The organism is Bacillus ndiopicus, from assembly GCF_000612805.1.
Taxonomy (GTDB): domain Bacteria; phylum Bacillota; class Bacilli; order Bacillales_A; family Planococcaceae; genus Metasolibacillus; species Metasolibacillus ndiopicus.
Map to the genome: position 1 here is coordinate 488,037 of NZ_HG964404.1, position 17,625 is coordinate 505,661.

The 17,625-nt window shown below is 37.5% G+C and carries 15 protein-coding genes and 1 pseudogene; 7 read left to right on the forward strand and 9 right to left on the reverse strand.

Annotated features, from left to right (window positions below; all coding sequences use genetic code 11):
• Positions 1-57: 57 nt before the first annotated feature.
• Complete coding sequence (locus tag TY13_RS07255; protein ID WP_052344255.1) at positions 58-717, forward strand: TetR/AcrR family transcriptional regulator; 660 nt, start codon at positions 58-60, stop codon at positions 715-717.
• A gap of 192 nt (positions 718-909) precedes the next feature.
• Here TY13_RS07255 and TY13_RS07260 read toward each other — a convergent pair whose 3' ends face one another.
• Entirely contained in the window at positions 910-1,572 is a 663-nt protein-coding gene (locus TY13_RS07260; RefSeq protein ID WP_074432944.1) for a class I SAM-dependent methyltransferase, read from the reverse strand.
• Between the two features lie 296 nt (positions 1,573-1,868).
• On the opposite strand from TY13_RS07260, the gene TY13_RS07265 reads away from it, so the two are divergent.
• From TY13_RS07265 to TY13_RS07275, 3 genes are all read left to right on the forward strand, one after another.
• Positions 1,869-2,318: a MarR family winged helix-turn-helix transcriptional regulator gene (locus TY13_RS07265; protein ID WP_042473640.1), complete on the forward strand. Its 450-nt coding sequence runs from the start codon at positions 1,869-1,871 to the stop codon at positions 2,316-2,318.
• A gap of 4 nt (positions 2,319-2,322) precedes the next feature.
• Complete coding sequence (locus tag TY13_RS07270) at positions 2,323-3,171, forward strand: MBL fold metallo-hydrolase (RefSeq protein ID WP_042473643.1); 849 nt, start codon at positions 2,323-2,325, stop codon at positions 3,169-3,171.
• Positions 3,172-3,334: 163 nt separating this feature from the next.
• The gene (locus tag TY13_RS07275; protein ID WP_042473645.1) at positions 3,335-4,675 is read left to right on the forward strand and encodes an ISL3 family transposase; all 1,341 of its coding nucleotides are present in this window, start codon (positions 3,335-3,337) and stop codon (positions 4,673-4,675) included.
• A gap of 36 nt (positions 4,676-4,711) precedes the next feature.
• Here TY13_RS07275 and TY13_RS20620 read toward each other — a convergent pair.
• Positions 4,712-4,816, reverse strand: a pseudogene (locus TY13_RS20620) (class I SAM-dependent methyltransferase); the annotation flags it as partial.
• Positions 4,817-4,974: 158 nt separating this feature from the next.
• Here TY13_RS20620 and pepF point away from each other — a divergent pair.
• Positions 4,975-6,777: an oligoendopeptidase F gene (pepF, locus tag TY13_RS07280; protein ID WP_042473648.1), complete on the forward strand. Its 1,803-nt coding sequence runs from the start codon at positions 4,975-4,977 to the stop codon at positions 6,775-6,777.
• Between the two features lie 87 nt (positions 6,778-6,864).
• On the opposite strand, the gene TY13_RS07285 is transcribed toward pepF, so the two are convergent.
• Positions 6,865-8,073, reverse strand: coding sequence for an NAD(P)-dependent malic enzyme (locus TY13_RS07285; RefSeq protein WP_042473651.1), 1,209 nt, complete (start codon positions 8,071-8,073; stop codon positions 6,865-6,867).
• A gap of 436 nt (positions 8,074-8,509) precedes the next feature.
• Here TY13_RS07285 and TY13_RS07290 point away from each other — a divergent pair, with 436 nt between their 5' ends.
• Together TY13_RS07290 and TY13_RS07295 are read left to right on the forward strand one after the other, a co-directional pair.
• Positions 8,510-9,241, forward strand: coding sequence for a sulfite exporter TauE/SafE family protein (locus TY13_RS07290; RefSeq protein WP_042474258.1), 732 nt, complete (start codon positions 8,510-8,512; stop codon positions 9,239-9,241).
• Positions 9,242-9,253: 12 nt separating this feature from the next.
• A complete protein-coding gene (locus TY13_RS07295) occupies positions 9,254-10,075 on the forward strand; it encodes a S1C family serine protease (RefSeq protein ID WP_042473654.1) in 822 nt (273 codons plus the stop codon).
• A 27-nt stretch (positions 10,076-10,102) separates the two neighbouring features.
• On the opposite strand, the gene TY13_RS07300 is transcribed toward TY13_RS07295, so the two are convergent.
• The 6 genes from TY13_RS07300 to TY13_RS07325 form a co-directional block, all read right to left on the reverse strand.
• On the reverse strand, positions 10,103-11,671 hold the full coding sequence (locus tag TY13_RS07300) for a YndJ family protein (protein WP_042473657.1): 1,569 nt from the start codon (positions 11,669-11,671) through the stop codon (positions 10,103-10,105).
• Positions 11,643-12,248, reverse strand: coding sequence for a DUF4166 domain-containing protein (locus TY13_RS07305; protein WP_042473659.1), 606 nt, complete (start codon positions 12,246-12,248; stop codon positions 11,643-11,645). Before TY13_RS07305 ends, TY13_RS07300 begins: the two co-directional genes overlap by 29 nt.
• Entirely contained in the window at positions 12,245-13,153 is a 909-nt protein-coding gene (locus TY13_RS07310) for a DoxX-like family protein (protein WP_042473661.1), read from the reverse strand. Before TY13_RS07310 ends, TY13_RS07305 begins: the two co-directional genes overlap by 4 nt.
• 14 nt (positions 13,154-13,167) lie before the next feature.
• Positions 13,168-14,304 carry an NAD(P)/FAD-dependent oxidoreductase gene (locus TY13_RS07315; protein ID WP_042473664.1) on the reverse strand — a complete coding sequence of 379 codons (1,137 nt, stop codon included), beginning with the start codon at positions 14,302-14,304 and terminating at the stop codon, positions 13,168-13,170.
• Between the two features lie 100 nt (positions 14,305-14,404).
• Positions 14,405-16,876: an ABC transporter permease gene (locus TY13_RS07320; RefSeq protein ID WP_042473666.1), complete on the reverse strand. Its 2,472-nt coding sequence runs from the start codon at positions 16,874-16,876 to the stop codon at positions 14,405-14,407.
• Complete coding sequence (locus tag TY13_RS07325; RefSeq protein WP_042474260.1) at positions 16,876-17,601, reverse strand: ABC transporter ATP-binding protein; 726 nt, start codon at positions 17,599-17,601, stop codon at positions 16,876-16,878. Before TY13_RS07325 ends, TY13_RS07320 begins: the two co-directional genes overlap by 1 nt.
• Between the last annotated feature and the right edge of the window lie 24 nt (positions 17,602-17,625).

The following is a 17,625-nucleotide window of genomic DNA, read 5'->3' on the forward strand; positions in this document are numbered from 1 at the left end:
CGACCTATTATTAATTTGTTAGCATCATGTAAGAGTAATGCTGAAGGAGTTGTTATCGTGGATCCACGAAGTAGATGGGAACAAGAGCGCCAAGACGGAAAAAATAAGCGGATGAAATTCATTGTGGAGGCCGCAGAACGAGTATTTAGTATTAAAGGCTTTGAAAAGACAACAATGCAGGATATTGCGGATGATCTTAATTTAGGGATTGCAACTATTTTTCGATACTTTCCTAAAAAAGATAAACTAATTGTAGCAGTAGCTATTAATGTAGTAGAGAGATACTATAACCTCTTTACCGCTGTTGCAGCTAAAAATGCTACTTGTTATGAGAAAATGGAAGCATTGTTTGATTATTTTATAGCGGATATTGAACCAGAAAATTTAGCTTGTACAAAATTGTTGGAGGTTTTTGAAAGCTATGCTTCTACATCGCTTGAAGAGCTAGAAGATTATCAGGAGTATACTTTAATTCGGAAAAAAATTGCTAAAACACTTACTGAAATGATTGAAGAAGGGTCGTTGGATGGTTCAATTCGGACTGATATTGCAGCGAAGGACGTTTTATCATCCATCATCAACGCATTTGGATTGTTTTCAAGAAAGCTATCTTTGTACGAAAGAATCCCCTTTTTTGAGGATGAATTAGACCCACATGTTCAATTGGCTATCATTAAAGGTATATTTATGGAGTATATAAAGCCTAAACAAGGTTGAAGGGATTGCCTGAAAAGCAGGCTGGCGCGCCACTTTTCGGGCAATCTTTTACTATCTTAATGCAGAGGTAACCATTTAGAAAAATGTAAGTATCCATTAAAAAGGTTACAACACTAATTTTTATGGCGTTTCTTTCAATTCTAAAATAAATAAGTATCAAAAAAGATTTCGACTTTCAGGACAATCCATTTGTTATTTTTCTACAGCTACTAATAAAAACATAGGCCTCCTTAGCTCATCCTTCATTCCTTCCACTGCTTTTAACATTTCCTCTGATGGATATGATTCCTTCATGGATTTGATTGTAAAACCTGCCTCAATCAATGTATTTAAATAGGTGGATAATGTGCGGTGATATTTGACAACATCCTCTGCTAAAAATGATGTTTGGCGCACTCCTTGCAAATGATAGTCATCTACAGCCCAATGCAGTCGCTCCCCATTTTCATCATAATGCCAATCTTGGGCTGCGCGAGAAGTGAAAATAGGATGTTCTACTGAAAATACAAAGGAGCCTCCCTTTTTCAGCAGGTTAAATATTTTTTGGCAAACGAAATCGAACGCTTCGACATAGTGAAAGGCAAGTGAGCTTATAACTATATCAAATTGCCCCTCAGCAAAATCGATATCCTCAATTGGCATTTGTAAATATGAAATTTTATCACTACTTGATAATGTTTGTGCTTTTTGCAACATTTTTTCTGAAATATCTATACCAATTACAGCGCTTGCCCCTTCTTCGACTGCGTAACGACAATGCCAGCCATAGCCACACCCTAAATCTAGCACAGACTTATTTTCAAATGATGGCAATAAATCTTGGGTATTCGGATTATCGTGTGGAATACTCCACAAAATTAAAAACTTAATCAGAGTACAATTAACATAGTAAGTAAGCAAAAATTAATTACTTTTCATTAAATCATTTTCCCATTATGGCTATTAATCTTCCTTCAAAAAATACCTCGGATAAGGCACATAACCTCTAAACTTTCCGTACACCCCTCTATTTCTATTTAAACAAATAGGATGATAGTTAGTTAAAACTTTTTCATATCTCTTGAATGGCTTTAATAATTGACATATATATAATTGTTAAGTAAACTTAACTTAACTAAAAAACTTTAAAATGAATTGGAGATGATAGATCTATGCAAGATTATTTGATAATCATAGACAAAATCAATCAAAAGTTTGAGCAATTTAAGTTATTAGTTTTACAAGAAACCGAAGAGGTTAAGGAATTAGAAAACTTTCACTTAACTCCTCAACAAGAAATAATAATGTTTTATATCATTCGTAATGAGCCAGTAATTGCGAATGATATTGCAAACTATTTTGATGTTTCAAAAAGTGCAGTTAGCCAAGTAATTTCAAAACTTGAAGAAATGAAAATGATAAATCGTCAAGTGAATTCAATAAATCGTAGGGAGACCCTTATTTATCTTGGGGATAAGGGTCAAGAATTTCATCAGCTTCTTAAAAAAATCGATGAAATTCTTGTGAAAAAGTATTACTCAAAAGTAAGTTTAACAGAATTAAAAAATGTTCTTGATATATTAAATATGATTGTCGGAACTAAAAAAAACAAAGGGAGTTAAGATAATGGGGAAAAACTTGAAGCAACTAACCGATTGTATATACTATTTACCGCATGATCCTGAAACAGATCGACCAATCCTATCTGCCATATGTGGGACTCACCAAACTTTAATTGTTGATGCAGGAAATTCTGATAAGCATGCAAAGTTATTTCTAAATGAACTAAATCAACGTCAGATTACTAATTATCATTCTGTAGCATTAACACATTGGCATTGGGATCATAGCTTTGGAACAAATCAGATGAATCTGTTAGCCATAGCACATGAAAAAACAAAAATGCAACTTAGAAAAATTACGGAATATGAATGGTCAGATGACGCTTTAGATGATCGTGTAGAAAAAGGCTTAGAGAATCAATTTTGTTCAGATATGATAAAAAAAGAATTTGGGGTAGACAGAAATATCACCATCACTTTACCTAATATTACATTTAAAGAACAATTTGAGATTGATTTAGGTGGTATTCGGTGTTTAATCAAACATGTAGGTGGGGATCATTCTGATGACTCTTCACTCATTTTTGTAGAGGAAGAAAAAGTACTTTTTTTAGGTGACTGTTTATATCCAAGTATTTATACACAACAACCACAATATAAGATTGATAATGTTAGACACCTCTTAGAAAATATTGAAATGTTTGATGCCGAGATTTATGTGCTCTCGCATGAAACTCCATTATCTAAAGATGATTTTATGGGTTATATAAGTCTATTGAAGTTAATTTGTGATTTAACAGAAAAACATCAAAGCAACCACATGAATTTGGTCAATGAACTAACTACTAAAATGAATCGTAAATTAAGTCAGTTAGAAGAAGAAATTATTTATTGTTTTATTAACGGATTATAAATTGATCAATCCAGAAAACCCTGAACCCCAAAAAATTGCTGATTATAGAAATAAAACTTAAAGACAATATTCATAATTTCAATGTCTGAGAAGTGCAATGCTCAGGCATTTTTTATTATTTAAGTTTTAACAATGAAACGATATATAGTAAAGGATAGTTTAAATGTTAACCAATATGATTAATCTTCCAAACTTTAAGATTCTGGATATGAAAGAAAGTGCAGATGATTATAGATTCTTAGTTGAGTCTACTACTCTACCTCCTTCTCATTGTCTAAAATGTGGTACTGTTGCAAACTTATATAAACATGGTAAGAAACAACAGCTATTTTTCGACCTGCCAATGCACGCAAAACGTGTCGGCATTTATGTCAATCGCCAACGATATAAATGTAGGGAATGTAATGAAACATTTTTTGAAAATTTACCAGATATGGATGTCAATCGTTCTGTTACTAATAGACTAATAAATTGGATTCAAGAAGCAAGTCTGGAAAAAACATTTACCAGTGTTGCGGAGGAGATTGGCGTTGACGAAAAAACTGTACGAAACATCTTTAATGACTACGTTGCTGAACTTGAAGCTCAAACTGATTTTAGAACACCTAAATGGCTTGGTATTGATGAAGTTCATTTGCTTAAAAATTATCGTTGTGTAATTACTGATGTTGAAAACAAGTCGGTAATTGATATTTTACGAAAACGGAATAAAGATGTGGTTATCAGTTACCTTTCAAGACTCCAAGACATTGATAAAATTGAACTTGTAGCAATGGATATGTGGAATCCTTATAAAAGTGCTGTGAAATTAGTGATACCACATGCTAAAATCGTAATTGATAAATTTCATGTTGTTAAATTAGCCAATGAAGCCTTGGAAAAGATCCGAAAGGCTAATCGTCAAAATGTGTCAGCCAAAGAACGTAGGCAACTCATGAGAGACCGTTATGTACTTCTTACAAGACGTAAAGACCTTAATGACTTTGATAACCAAATAAAATTACAAATATGGACTGATATGTTCCCGTTACTTGGTCAAGCATATGAGCTTAAAGAGCAATTCTTTGACATTTATGAGGCTGAATCAATCAACGAAGCCTATAAACTGTATCAAAACTGGTTTTCAAATGTACCTAAAGAATTGATGGCTTATTTTGAGGGTCTAATAAAAGCAATGAATAATTGGGAAGAAGAGATATTCAACTATTTCAATTCTCCAATTACAAACGCCTATACAGAATCCTTGAATCGTTTAATTAAGACAATGAACCATATTGGTCGTGGTTACTCTTTTGAAACCCTCAGAGCAAAAATCTTATTTACACAAGGCTATCGTAAATTAAAAAAGAAAAAGAAATTCAAAGAAGTTGAAGTTACGTTCGGAAAAATGTTACCTGATCATTTCCCGAATTGGGAACAAACTGGCTATGAATGGGTGTATGAGGAAATCTATGGAGCTGATTTTTCCACACTTACCAAGTCTATGGAAGAGGGTACTTTTTAGCCCTCTTTCCACACTATTTTCCGATTACCCTAAATCTTTTAAAATATGCCATTCCCCTGCCGCTTTTAAACCTTCTACAGAACGAGGCATTTGCGCGTACATCTCGAAAAATTGGTCGTTATCATATTTATTTTGTTTCATAGTTTGTCCTCCACCTTTAGTTTCCCTTTTATTTTACTAATTCTCCCCTACTCACAAAAGCATTTCTTCCTAGTGTCACAGAGTAATTTTTGCAATATTCCGTTAACAGTGCTACAATTTATTTCGTATAACGTAATAATTAGGAGGCTTTCAGCATTATGGCAACATTAAAACGAAGCGAAGTAAAACTAGCAGAAACATGGAATCTAGAAGATTTATTTAAAACAGAGCAACAATTTGAGGATGCAATTGCAGATGTAAAAACATACGCAGCTACAACTGAAGCAAAATATAAGGGGCAAATTACAAATGATGAAAAAGCGATTGAAGTCATCGCTGCATATGAAACGTACCTCGAGAAAATAATGCCAATTACAACATTTGCTTTTCTTTCTCAAAATGTGGATCAAACGAATAGCGATTCACAATTGCGTTCTGCAAAAGTGTCACAGCTTTCGGCTTCTTTAAATTCAAAACTGTCATTTATTCAAAGTGAGCTTTTACAGCTTGATGAGGACATTTTACGCGGAGCAAGCTCGCTTGCCCCACAATATGCTCATTTTATCGATAAGCTATTGCGTCAAAAAGAATACCAGCTACACCCGCAGGCAGAAAAAGCGCTTGCGTCTTTCGGCACAACATTTGGCGCTGCCTTTGAGCTTTACTACATTACAAAATTAGTAGATCTGCAATTCCCAGATTTCGAAGTGAACGGCAAAAGCTACCCACTTAGCTATAATTTATTTGAAGGTGACTGGGAATTTGAAAATGATACGGCTATTCGCCGCGCTGCCTTCCATGCATTCCATCAGAAATTGCAAGACTACCAGCACACGACAGCGAAAACTTATGATACACATATTCAACGAGAAAAATCTGAGGCTGATTTACGCGGCTATCATTCAGTTTTTGACTTCTTATTACAATCTCAAGAAGTAGACCGCACATTGTATGATAGACAAATTGATTTAATTATGACGGAGCTTGCACCACATATGCGCCGCTATGCAAAATTACTGCAAAAGGTGCATGGCTTAGAGCAAATGACTTTTGCAGATTTAAAAATTTCTTTAGACCCTGCATATGAGCCGCAAGTTTCTATCGATGAAGCGCGTAAATATGTGAAGGATGGACTCTCTATTTTAGGAGCTGATTATGCTGAAATGCTAGATCGCTCATTCGATGAACGCTGGATTGATTTCGCTCAAAATATTGGAAAATCAAATGGTGCATTTTGCTCTAGCCCATATGGCTATCACCCATATGTATTAATTTCTTGGACAAGTCGTATGAAGCAAGTATTCGTTTTAGCGCATGAGCTTGGCCATGCTGGACATTTCCATTTAGCGAATACACATCAAAATATTTTTAGCGCTCGCCCATCTATGTACTTTATTGAAGCACCGTCGACAATGAATGAAATGCTGATGGCGCACCATTTATTACAAAATGCTAGTGATGCACGCTTTAAACGCTGGGTGATTGCGAAAATGGTTTCACGTACTTACTACCATAACTTTGTAACACATTTATTAGAAGGTGCTTATCAACGTAAAGTCTATGAAATTATCGACGCTGGTGGCTCTGTCAATGCGCCAAAGCTAAACGAACTAAAACGCAGCGTGCTAGAAGAATTCTGGGGTGACACTGTGGAAATTACTGAAGGTGCTGAATTAACATGGATGCGCCAACTTCACTACTATAAAGGCTTATATCCATATACGTATTCTGCTGGCTTAACAATTGCGACAGAAGCCTCGCAGCGCATTTTAGCTGAAGGTGAAACAGCCGTTGCAGATTGGCTCGATATGTTAAAAGCAGGTGGCTCAAAAACACCTGTTGAATTAGCAAAAATGGCGGGTGTCGATATTACGACAGAGAAACCGTTACGCAATACGATTGCCTATATTGGTAGCTTAATAGATGAGCTTGAAAAATTGACAGAAGAGCTTGGTGAATAAGTTGCAATCAGTTTCACAATAGGTCCAAAAAAGCGCAAGAAATCCATTTTAACAATATAGATTTCTTGCGCTTTTTAAACATACTTACTACAGGCTTGGGACTACTGTTACTGGCTGTTGAAATAGCACTGATACCCCTGTATCGATGGCTGCACTCCCAACCGCCTTTGCAACAACACCTACAACGCGCTCATCAAACGCTCTTGGTATAACGTACTCTTCATTCAATTCTTCATCTGATACAAGCGACGCAATTGCTTCAACTGCAGCTATTTTCATAGCTTCATTAATATCCGTTGCTCTAACATCTAGCGCCCCACGGAATACACCAGGAAATGCGAGCACATTATTAATTTGGTTAGGATAATCTGAGCGTCCTGTTCCAATAATACGTACTCCCCATGCTTTGGCATTATCGTATGTAATTTCTGGGTTTGGGTTAGCCAAAGCAAATACAATCGGATCATTATTCATCGATTCGATATGTTCCTTTGTTAATAAATTAGCAACGGATACACCGATAAACACATCCGCCCCAACTAATGCATTACTTAAAGTCCCTTGCTGTAATTCACGATTTGTTAAGTGCGCAACACTATCTTTAATCGGATTCATCCCTTCTTTACGACCTTTATAAATAATCCCTGTCGTGTCACACATTAAAATATTAGTAAAGCCCATTTGCACAAGAATACGTAAAATCGCAATGCCGGCTGCACCAGCACCGTTAATAACTACTTTTACCTCGCTAAATTTCTTATTAACAATTTTCAATGCATTCGTTAAACCAGCGCCAACGACAATTGCTGTACCATGCTGATCATCATGGAAAACAGGAATTCCACACTCTGCACGTAGTCGATCTTCAATTTCAAAGCAGCGCGGTGCTGAAATATCCTCTAAATTTATACCGCCAAATGTTGGAGCTAAATGTTTTACTGTTTGCACAATTTCATCTACATTTTTTGTATTTAAGCAAATCGGCACAGCATCCACATTAGCAAAGCGTTTTAATAATAATGCCTTCCCTTCCATTACTGGTAACGCAGCTTCAGGTCCAATATCACCAAGTCCAAGCACAGCCGTACCATCTGTTACAACAGCTACAAAATTGCCCTTTACTGTATAGTCATATACAAGAGATGGGTTCTTTTCAATTTCTATGCACGGTGCTGCCACCCCAGGTGAATAAGCTAAGCTTAAATCATATTTATCCTCAAGAGGCACCTTTGCTTTTATCTCCATTTTTCCACAATACTCTTCATGTAATTCTAACGCTTTTTGCATAACATCCATTTTCATTTCCCCTTTTAGTAATCTGAATTTTCTTTATAGTTACGTATCATATAGCTTCAAAAAAATTAAGTCAACGATAATGTTTAATTTATTCTCGAATATACTTAATATTTCTCTAAAAATCATATATATCAACATCTTGCTCATTATTTCACATATAAAAAATTGAAATTATATACAAAATAATTATTTTTCCAAAATAACAATAAGGTAACGCTTACATTTTTCATCGCTTGTCTATGTATAGTGCTTTTTGTGAAAATATGCACGATTCGTTTTCATCAGGAAATTATGAAAGATTTCACAAAGTCCTCGCCGCAATCCAATTAAATTCCGTCACATTTTAGACACATTTATTTTCACCTTTCATGTGTATTTTAAAAATTCAAAAAATAGTGTAAAGTTGAGCATAGAGAAAGAAGGCGATTTTTTGTTAATGTTATTATTTTTGATAGGCTTTTTAGGCAATATTATCGGCACACTCGCTGGTGGCGGTGGACTCATAACATTGCCAACCATGCTTTTAATTGGCATGCCTGTACACTCTGCAATCGGAGCAAATAAAGTGGCAAGCGCCGTTAGTGCACTATCCAATTTTTACTCCGCTCTACGCCATAAAGAAGTTACTTTTGCAGAAGCACGTCCCATAGCCATATTATGCTTTAGTGGTGGCTTGCTTGGTGGCTTAATTGCCTCGTTTTTATCGAGCAAAGTACTAACCGTTATTGCGCTATGCTTACTTATTTTTGCTTTTACGCTATCTTTTCTAGGGAAAACGAATTTCGGTGAAAAAGCCGTGTTGGAGCTAAGGCATCGCACACGCGCCCTATTAATTGGTGTTGGTATTTATGATGGGATGTTTGGACCTGGTAGTGGAACATTGCTATTATATATTTATGCAAGCGCTGGCTTAAGCTATATGAAGGCTGTCGTATTAGGTCGTGTTGGCGTTTTTGCTACATGCTTTGGTGCAGCTATTACATACATATTAACTGGACAAATTTTATGGATGGAAACATTATCGTTAATGGCTGGTGCGATTATCGGTGCGCAAATCGGTTTACTACTTTCGCGGAAAGTGAGCAATAAGCTTGCCAGCCATTTATTGCGTATTATTACGGTTATTTTAATCGCCCAACTAGCTTACGACTTACTTGTGTTATCGTAAAGGAGGTAGCGAATGAATCAGCAACAACAGCCCCAAGAGGAACCTTTAACAGAAGAGGAATTTTTGGAGCTCGTGCTAGCAGAACAGGAAAAAGCTTTAGAGGAAGAAAGACAACGACGGCTAAACGGACAGCCAAAAATACGACGCCAGCGCCCTGTCGTACGTCTAATCGTTTATTTAATGGCTTTTGCCTTAGTATTTAATACGTTTGCGATTATTTTTCAAATTTATTCAATTCCAGCAATTGAATTTATTAAAGTTTCAACGAAGCTATCACAGCAGGAAAATATTCAGCAATATAAAAAAGCAGTTGTAGAAATTTCATCTGAAAATAGTAAGGGTACAGGCTTTGCTATTTCAGCAGATGGTTATATTGTAACAAATGAGCATGTCATCGATGATGCGCTAGCACTCACTGTCGTCTTTCCTAACAACGGTTTATATAAGGCACAGGTGATTATGAGCAACCCAACAGTCGATTTAGCGATTTTAAAGGTCGAGGCAAATGAGGAGCTACCTTATCTACCATTAGCAGATACGTTCCAGCCTGACGCGCAGCATGTCTATGTAATTGGTAACCCGCTTTATTTCACTGGCATCGCGAATGAAGGAGTCGTATTAGAGCCCCTACTACTTGAAGGCTGGCAGGAGCAGGTTATCATGCTGCAAGCCCCTATTTATAAAGGAAATAGCGGTAGCCCTGTTCTAACTGAAGACGGTCATGTGGTTGGCGTCGTTTTTGCTACAACGAAGCATGACCAAAATGGGCGGGTTGGCTTATTTGTGCCAATTGAGCTTGTACATCAGGAATTACAGCAAATAGCAGAAAAATAGTACACGCTACAAATGCCAAAGCGCGGTTCAATCAACGCTTTGGCATTTTTCCCATACCTCAATCTCATAATGGATTTCTAAAAATTTCAGTCCAAATAAAGTCATTTTATGACTGGCCGTTAAATAGCTTGCTGAAATCGCCTCAATTGTAAATTGCTCTTGCAGTGGTAGCTTGCATATAAAGGAGCCTATTGCCAAATAAATTCCTGCATCTATGCCATTTCGGCTTGTTAAATGCAGTTGCCCATTTTCTTCATACAATGATAAAACCCCGACCATCGTGGAAAAAGGCAATGGCAAAGCAATATTCATATAGGTCTTATCTGATGAATGCTTTGAATAAATTGCTGTAAAAACACGGCGATTTTTTATTGTGCGTATCCATGCTCTCGGATATTCTCGCCCATCCATCTGTTCATCTACAAGTACAATTTTGCCTGTCATCTCTGTTTTCCCTTTGCTTAATGGCAAATTGATTTGTTGCGTCCATCTACTCAAAGCTTTATAAATAAACGCGAATGGCAAAAACCATCTTTGCCAATGCACTTGCGCAAATAGACGATATGCATCTGTCTGCTCGTAAAAATGAGGGATAGCGGAATGTAGCTTTGTCGTATCAACAAAATCATCCAAAGATTCTACTAAGCCAGCATGCGCGGCCCCCTCCTCCTTGAGTCTCCCTCTAATTTGACTAACAGGAAATTGAAATGGCTGCTGCTTCGTTGCTGGTATATATAGCATCCAGGCAAGCACCGTAAAGACACCGAATACATAACAGTTAACAAAGCCATGAAAACGCAGCATATCCGGAATTTCAACAATGACACGCCCGGTGAAATTACCGTAAGCATATAACACAGACCAGAAAATTGAAAAGCAAATGGCGGCAATGGACAAACGAATAAAAATCGCCTGCACATAAGGAAATTTCGTGCGCATTGTTATGAAAAACAACAAATAGATAGCAGTGATATAAAGGATTGCGGATACCATTTCAATTACTGTCGATAAGGTAATTCCTATCGCCATCATAATTGGACCTGAGATAATAACTGCAACGACGGGCTTGTACAGCGAACTTTTTGTAGTACGACCGAGCAGCCCTACCGAAATACAGAGCAGGAAAGCGGAATAATGGAAATGAATCGCCGTCAACCATGTTATAAGAGGTGAAAAGCCTGTGTCAATTCCTACAGAATAGGCGAAAAACCACATGCCACCAATTACTAAATATATCAGTCCAATATCAATAGCAATTTCTGCCGTATTTATAAATCCTAGCTGCAAAAAGCGGCGTAAGCCTATTAAACTAATCATCGCGGTTGCTAGTAAATAAAGTGTAGCAGTAACTATAATTATAACTTGATGTGTAGTGAAAGCTAGTATCGCTACACTAAGTAGACCTATACCTAAAATACCTTGCTCCACCTTCGTTAATCTGACAATGCATTGCACAATAATCGGGACAAATACTAATTGCGCAAGCGTTAAATAGAAGAAAAAATCCGCCATATCCGCTAACATTGCAACGATAACTAAAAGGAAAATTCCAAGTAATGATAATGGGTTAATCGACCTTCGTAAATTGCCCAGCATACATCATTAGCCTCCCCATTATCGGATTCATAATGGACACATGAATCGTGTACACTTGCAATGCATCATCATAGCCCTCTTCGACAATCACTCTTCCCTCCATCAATGCAGGCAGTGAAATCTCCAAACTTTTCATAACAAAGCGCTGTATCCCTGAACGAATAAGAAGACGGCCCTCATTGGTGACGGAAAAATGCAAATCAGAATAAAACAAGGCAGGTGATCCTAAATAATCTTTGACGATTTTACGTTCTGTATCAATGGTCATTAGCGCATCAAATCTACGCTTCTTATTCTCAAAATAAAAGGTTCGCTCCCACTGTACTTCATAGTCGCCGTTGTCCATTTGCCTACAATTATTGCGAATTTTAAATGGAATATTGCGTCCTGATTCAGGAAATAGAAAATTGAATTTTGTAGCCAGTTGATAAAAAGGCAGTAATAATTTTGAGCCAGCTTCAATCGTATGCATAACACCTGTCGCTTCAAAAGGCTCATTTAAAGGAAGTGAATAACGCTCTTGCAATTTAGGATGCAATCTGTCAAAATCTTCACCTAATAATGTTTGGTAAATCATCCTTCCCTCCTCCTTTTACAACTTTTTGCTGTCGGGCAATTTTGCTGGCATACATAGCCTACAATTGATAGTACAATTAATGCCAAGTTGAACGTTAGAACATTAAAGGGCCCAATAAATACTTCACTACTCGCAAAGCCCGCCCCGATTGTTAATAACGGAAACAGTACAATCTGAGCTAAATAGAGGCGGCTTTTATTAATTGGCAAAAGCCAAATAATACCGAATAACATTTCAATGACACCGATAATCCGCACAGCCGATTGTGCGCTCATCCCATCTACTCCACTTAATGCTGTAAAAAGCGCAACCTCCTCTGGATGTAGTCCAATCAGCTTTGGTATAAGTCCTTGATAAAACCAAATAAAGAAAAATGTAAAGGCAATAAGTATGGATAAAAAGAATCGGCGGTATTGCATTTTCGGTACTTCACCCGTTTTTAACCACCTTCTTAGCACATCAAAGCTAAGTGCAGTTGCCCAACCCATAACTGGTCGGAATACAAAATCAAGTGCTTGCCCTAATTTGCCATAGCGCACCTTATAATCATATTGAGTTAGAAAAGTTAGGGCCTCCCCATTCGGCACGTATTGCCAGAAGCCCTTCCCCTCCATAATTGGCGAAATCTTTTGCTCCGTTCCAAAATGTAATGAGGATGTTCTTGTGCCGTCCTTTTTATGATGTGTCCCTTTACTTTCACCCCAGCCCTCTACCGTTAAAAATGGAGCTACTTTCGTTTTATATGTAAAAAGCTGCGGCGCATCTTCTGATTCTTTCGGTCTATATTGTATATCGGAAAATCGCAAATCCCACTGTGCATGCAATGCTGGGTTTTGCGTATATTCCCATAGCCGCTCCATCGACGTATCCATTACAATTTCAACATAGATAGGCTTGTGCTTCATTTACTATCCTCCTATTAGTTAGCTTTATCACTTTCTTTAATAACGTTGGCTAAGCAATAATTTTCTACATCAATTTCAGTTTGTAGTCCTTGTGCAAGTGCCGCCAATTCCTTTCCTAAGTAAGGGCCTGCTGTTAGACCACTTGACCCTAATCCATTGGCAACAAGCACATTCGGCGTACTTGGTAATCTACCTATCACTGGCAAGGCATTCGGGACAACCGGACGAAAGCCTACTTTAATGGCACTCAGCATCTCATCCTGTAAGGTCGGTGCTAGCTGAAAGGCCTTTTCTAAAATTTCATAAGCTGCCCCTACAGTTGGGCGCGCATCGAAGCCTTTATCATCCTCATGTGTCGTACCAACCATCATACGTCCGGCTTCAAATGCTAGCATATACAAAGTGGAAGGTGCCATCACAACAGGCCAATGCTCTGTCTTTTTGTCCTTTAGCTGTAGCTCTAAAATTTGCGCCTTCTGTGGCTTTACTTGCATATCAATTTGCAGTGGCCGCAATGTTTCATTGCCCCATGCCCCTGTGGTAACAATTATTTCATTAGCATCAATGACCGTATCATTAACAGCTACACCAATTACTCTCCCATTCGCTACTTGTAAAGAAGCATCTCCCTCTATATATACCGCACCCAGTTTGATTGCTGCATTTTTCATCGCTTCCGTTAGCTTGCGCCCATCCACTCGTGCTCCACCACTGGCATACGCTGCATACATCGGCTCTGTTATATACGGAAACAATTGTTCAATTTCTTGTGCAGTTAATTTTTTCGTTTCACCAATTTCAGGTGCCTCAATTTTGCGTTTTTCTGCCAATTTTAAAATTTGCTCAATACGTTGTTCCTCTTGATGAATATGTAATGCCCCAACTTGCTCATAACCAACATCTGATTCACCTAACTCAGCTAATTTTTCAACAAGCTGCGGATAATACGCTGCACCATGCTGCGCTAAAAAATACCACGCTTTATTGCGGCGCTGTGACAACCACGGACTAATAATACCCGCTGCTACATTTGTCGCCTTACCAGCATCATTACGGTCAATAAATGTCACCTTCGCCTTGTTTTGAGCTAAATGAAAAGCAGTTGAGGCTCCTAAAATTCCAGCCCCTATTACTACATAATGCTTAGTCATGTGAACCATCCTTTCTTCTATAGCTATTATACCATTACGCAAGAAAGCTGTTTAGAAGGGTGTTCCTTACTAAACAGCTTTCATTCTTATAACGCTTTCTTTATTCCACTAGCTCCTGTGATAATACTTTCCGACTTATCCAAAAGCCTTGTACAGTAAATGTCAGCACAACGAGTAAAACAAATAACAGGCTCGCCTTGACTAACAATGAATAATTAAACACTACTCCGCCACTATCTACCAAGCCAAGCAATCTCGTAAATGTAACACCTAAAATGATGCCTACTGCAAGCCCATATAAAATAAAGGCAAGCACTTGCGATAAAATTAATTTGACCAAGCCATTCGGTGACAGCCCAATAAGACGTTGAATAGCATAATCCATACGCTTATGATGAATCATATGCATTAACACTTGAATAACACCTAGGCATGTACCAACAAAAATCACAATTAATACACCAATAAATAAGCTCCAGCGCTGATAATACATATCCTCATTTTCTTGCACAAAAGAATCATAATCCAATGTAACAAGCGCCGGCCAACGTTCATATAAAAAACTGATTTCTTGTAATGTTTGCGGAGTATTGTCTGTTTCAATCATAATATCTTTCACAATCATTTCAGGATCATGTGCAACCACTTCAGATGACCAATCAAAATAAACCTCTATTCCCCTTCCTTTTCCAGGAATAATTCCAACTATTTCGACTGGCTTTACATTTAATTTTTCGATGCTCTGGTAATCATCGCTCCAAATACCAACAGGCAGCCTATCCCCTATTTTTAGAGCTTTTTCCTTCGCGAATTCTTCCGTTACAACAGCCCTGTTACTTACATCATCCTCTACGATAGTTATCCCTTCTGATGTCATTAAAACTTGAAGGTTAGTAGCCTCGATAATACTCAAATACCAACTTTTATTATGGAAAAAATAGATGCTTGCAGTTACGCTACGTGCATAGGCATTCTGGACAGAAGACAATGCCTTGATTTCGTCAACAATTTGATAGCTAAAGGTCGGGTCTTGTAAATCATTTTTCACGACAACCGGTGCTTCAAACATAAAATTGAAATACTTCTCATTATTTGCTTGATTGCTCATAAATAAAGTCGTGCCAAAAATTAAAATCATCATCATCCCAATCATGCTTAAAATAATCGGCATGTTTTTACGAATTTGTGGCATAAGCTGCTGGCAAGCTAAATAAGCTTCTTTTCCAAATACCATTCTGATTGGCTGTAACGCTAATTTCAGTAACGAGCTAAATACATAAGGTACTAATAATAAAACAAGCATGGTCGAGAGTATCGTACCCATCAAAATAGCAGAAGCATGCTGTGCCTCACTGCTTTTATTTGCGTAAGCTCCCAAGAAGGAAAGCAATGCAAAAAAAGCGATAGCAACGATAATAAATAACTTCACTTTCGTCATGCGGAAGGATGTTTCTTCATTTTCTACTGCAATTTGCAATGGTAATAACTTCATGCTCCTCTTCATTTGCCATTGAATTGCAATAAAAATAATAGCAGAAAAAACGACCATGATAATAAATGCTAATAAAATAGGAAACTCTGTTTTTGCGGGTGGTAGATGCATTTTCTCAACAAGGGTTGGCAATGCAAATTTAATAATCGCTAAGCTAAATAAACTGCCACTGACAACACCTGCAGCTAATATCGTTAATAATTGCATTTGTACAATTTTTCCCACTTGCTTTTTCGATGCTCCAAGCGCTCGTAATACCATCAATTGCTCCTTTAGTTTCACGAGTACAAGCTGGAAGGCTGATATTAATAAAACAATCGTAATTAATAAAACGAAAAAGGAAAGCACAATGATAAATACCATTAATGCTTGAAAATTCGCTTTGACATAATCGTATTCATTAACAATATCGACACGCAGCTCCTCATCCAACTGAAATAATTGCGCCGTTACTTCTTTTACGGGTATCTTTTTATCAATATCAAGGAGTGCATACAGGCCCTCGCCTTCTACACGGGAGGTTGAAATCGCCTTTGCTGTCGCATGTGCAAGTATCACTAATTCCACATCGGATGCACCAGGTAATGGAGTTATAACTTCAACAATTGTATATGGTTGAAATTCAATTAACAGCGTATCGCCAACCTCTTTGTCAAATAGCTTCGCGATTTTTTGAGAAATGACAACCTCATCTGACCCAATATTTTGCTCGTAGTGATAGCGACTTTTCGCAAGTGCATCATTGTGTGCCCCAACCGTATAGACAAAAGTTCTCTTTCCCTCAACATTCGTGTGCGTCAAATGAATCGGCGATACCGTTGTAATTCCATCGATTGCTTTCATGCTTGCAATTTGTTCTGAACTTAGCCATTTTGATTGCTCTGGGTCATAGCCTACGTATATTTCTGCCTCGCCGAACAATGCATTTATATCTTCCTGTAGTTTTGTTTTTCCATTCCAAATATACATCGTCATTGTCATGATTAAGCAAATCGATAATGTAATAATCATCACACTCATAATGATTTGCTTAGAGGCTGCTCGATAAAGCTTTAATGCAATCGCTCGTAAATTAAACATTATCGCTCACCTCTGGAAATCAGCTTAAACTTCGCTAAAATCGCATCTAAATCTTGCTCAGTTTGTTCATTTTGATAGGAATCGACAATCGCTCCATCATGGAAAAATAGCACACGATTTGCAAACGTTGCAACGTATGGATCATGCGTTACAAGTAAAATTGTTTGCCCAGCGCGCTGAATATCGACTAATAATTTCAAAATATCGTCTGTTGTATTTACATCAAGCGCACCAGTTGGTTCATCCGCAAGTAAAATCGGTGGTTTGGCAATCATTGCTCTTGCAATTGCTACTCGCTGCTTTTGCCCACCTGATAACTCATTTGGTCGGTGCTTGCGCCAATCAAAAATGCCCAATTGCTGCATCATTTCATTTACACGAATTTTTATTTCCTTGCTTGGCACATCATTTAAAATCAAGGGCAGTGCTATATTATCCTCCACATTTAAATCCTTTAATAAATGGAATGACTGAAAAATAAAGCCGATATTCTCTTTGCGGAAATTGGATGCTTTCGGCTCCTTATAAATTTCATTGGCCTCTTGCCCGAATAAAAAAATCGTGCCGCTCGTTGGTTCATCAATTGCGCTAATCATATTTAATAATGTGCTTTTACCCGAGCCACTGGTCCCCATAATTGCGACCATCTCACCTTGATAAATCGTACAATGTATATTTTTTAACGCGTTTACTTCATGCGTTTTTTGCTTAAAAACCTTGGACATATCGTCAATACGCAATACCTCTGT

What these genes read in the sequence shown, in the direction of transcription:
- TY13_RS07305 (WP_042473659.1), bottom strand. Translation starts at nt 12,248, where the DNA reads ATGATTTACCAAACATTATTAGGTGAAGATTTTGACAGATTGCATCCT.
- pepF (WP_042473648.1), top strand. Translation starts at nt 4,975, where the DNA reads ATGGCAACATTAAAACGAAGCGAAGTAAAACTAGCAGAAACATGGAAT.
- TY13_RS07290 (WP_042474258.1), top strand. Translation starts at nt 8,510, where the DNA reads ATGTTATTATTTTTGATAGGCTTTTTAGGCAATATTATCGGCACACTC.
- TY13_RS07315 (WP_042473664.1), bottom strand. Translation starts at nt 14,304, where the DNA reads ATGACTAAGCATTATGTAGTAATAGGGGCTGGAATTTTAGGAGCCTCA.
- TY13_RS07300 (WP_042473657.1), bottom strand. Translation starts at nt 11,671, where the DNA reads ATGCTGGGCAATTTACGAAGGTCGATTAACCCATTATCATTACTTGGA.
- TY13_RS07270 (WP_042473643.1), top strand. Translation starts at nt 2,323, where the DNA reads ATGGGGAAAAACTTGAAGCAACTAACCGATTGTATATACTATTTACCG.
- TY13_RS07265 (WP_042473640.1), top strand. Translation starts at nt 1,869, where the DNA reads ATGCAAGATTATTTGATAATCATAGACAAAATCAATCAAAAGTTTGAG.
- TY13_RS07285 (WP_042473651.1), bottom strand. Translation starts at nt 8,073, where the DNA reads ATGGATGTTATGCAAAAAGCGTTAGAATTACATGAAGAGTATTGTGGA.
- TY13_RS07275 (WP_042473645.1), top strand. Translation starts at nt 3,335, where the DNA reads ATGTTAACCAATATGATTAATCTTCCAAACTTTAAGATTCTGGATATG.
- TY13_RS07310 (WP_042473661.1), bottom strand. Translation starts at nt 13,153, where the DNA reads ATGAAGCACAAGCCTATCTATGTTGAAATTGTAATGGATACGTCGATG.
- TY13_RS07320 (WP_042473666.1), bottom strand. Translation starts at nt 16,876, where the DNA reads ATGTTTAATTTACGAGCGATTGCATTAAAGCTTTATCGAGCAGCCTCT.
- TY13_RS07295 (WP_042473654.1), top strand. Translation starts at nt 9,254, where the DNA reads ATGAATCAGCAACAACAGCCCCAAGAGGAACCTTTAACAGAAGAGGAA.
- TY13_RS07325 (WP_042474260.1), bottom strand. Translation starts at nt 17,601, where the DNA reads ATGTCCAAGGTTTTTAAGCAAAAAACGCATGAAGTAAACGCGTTAAAA.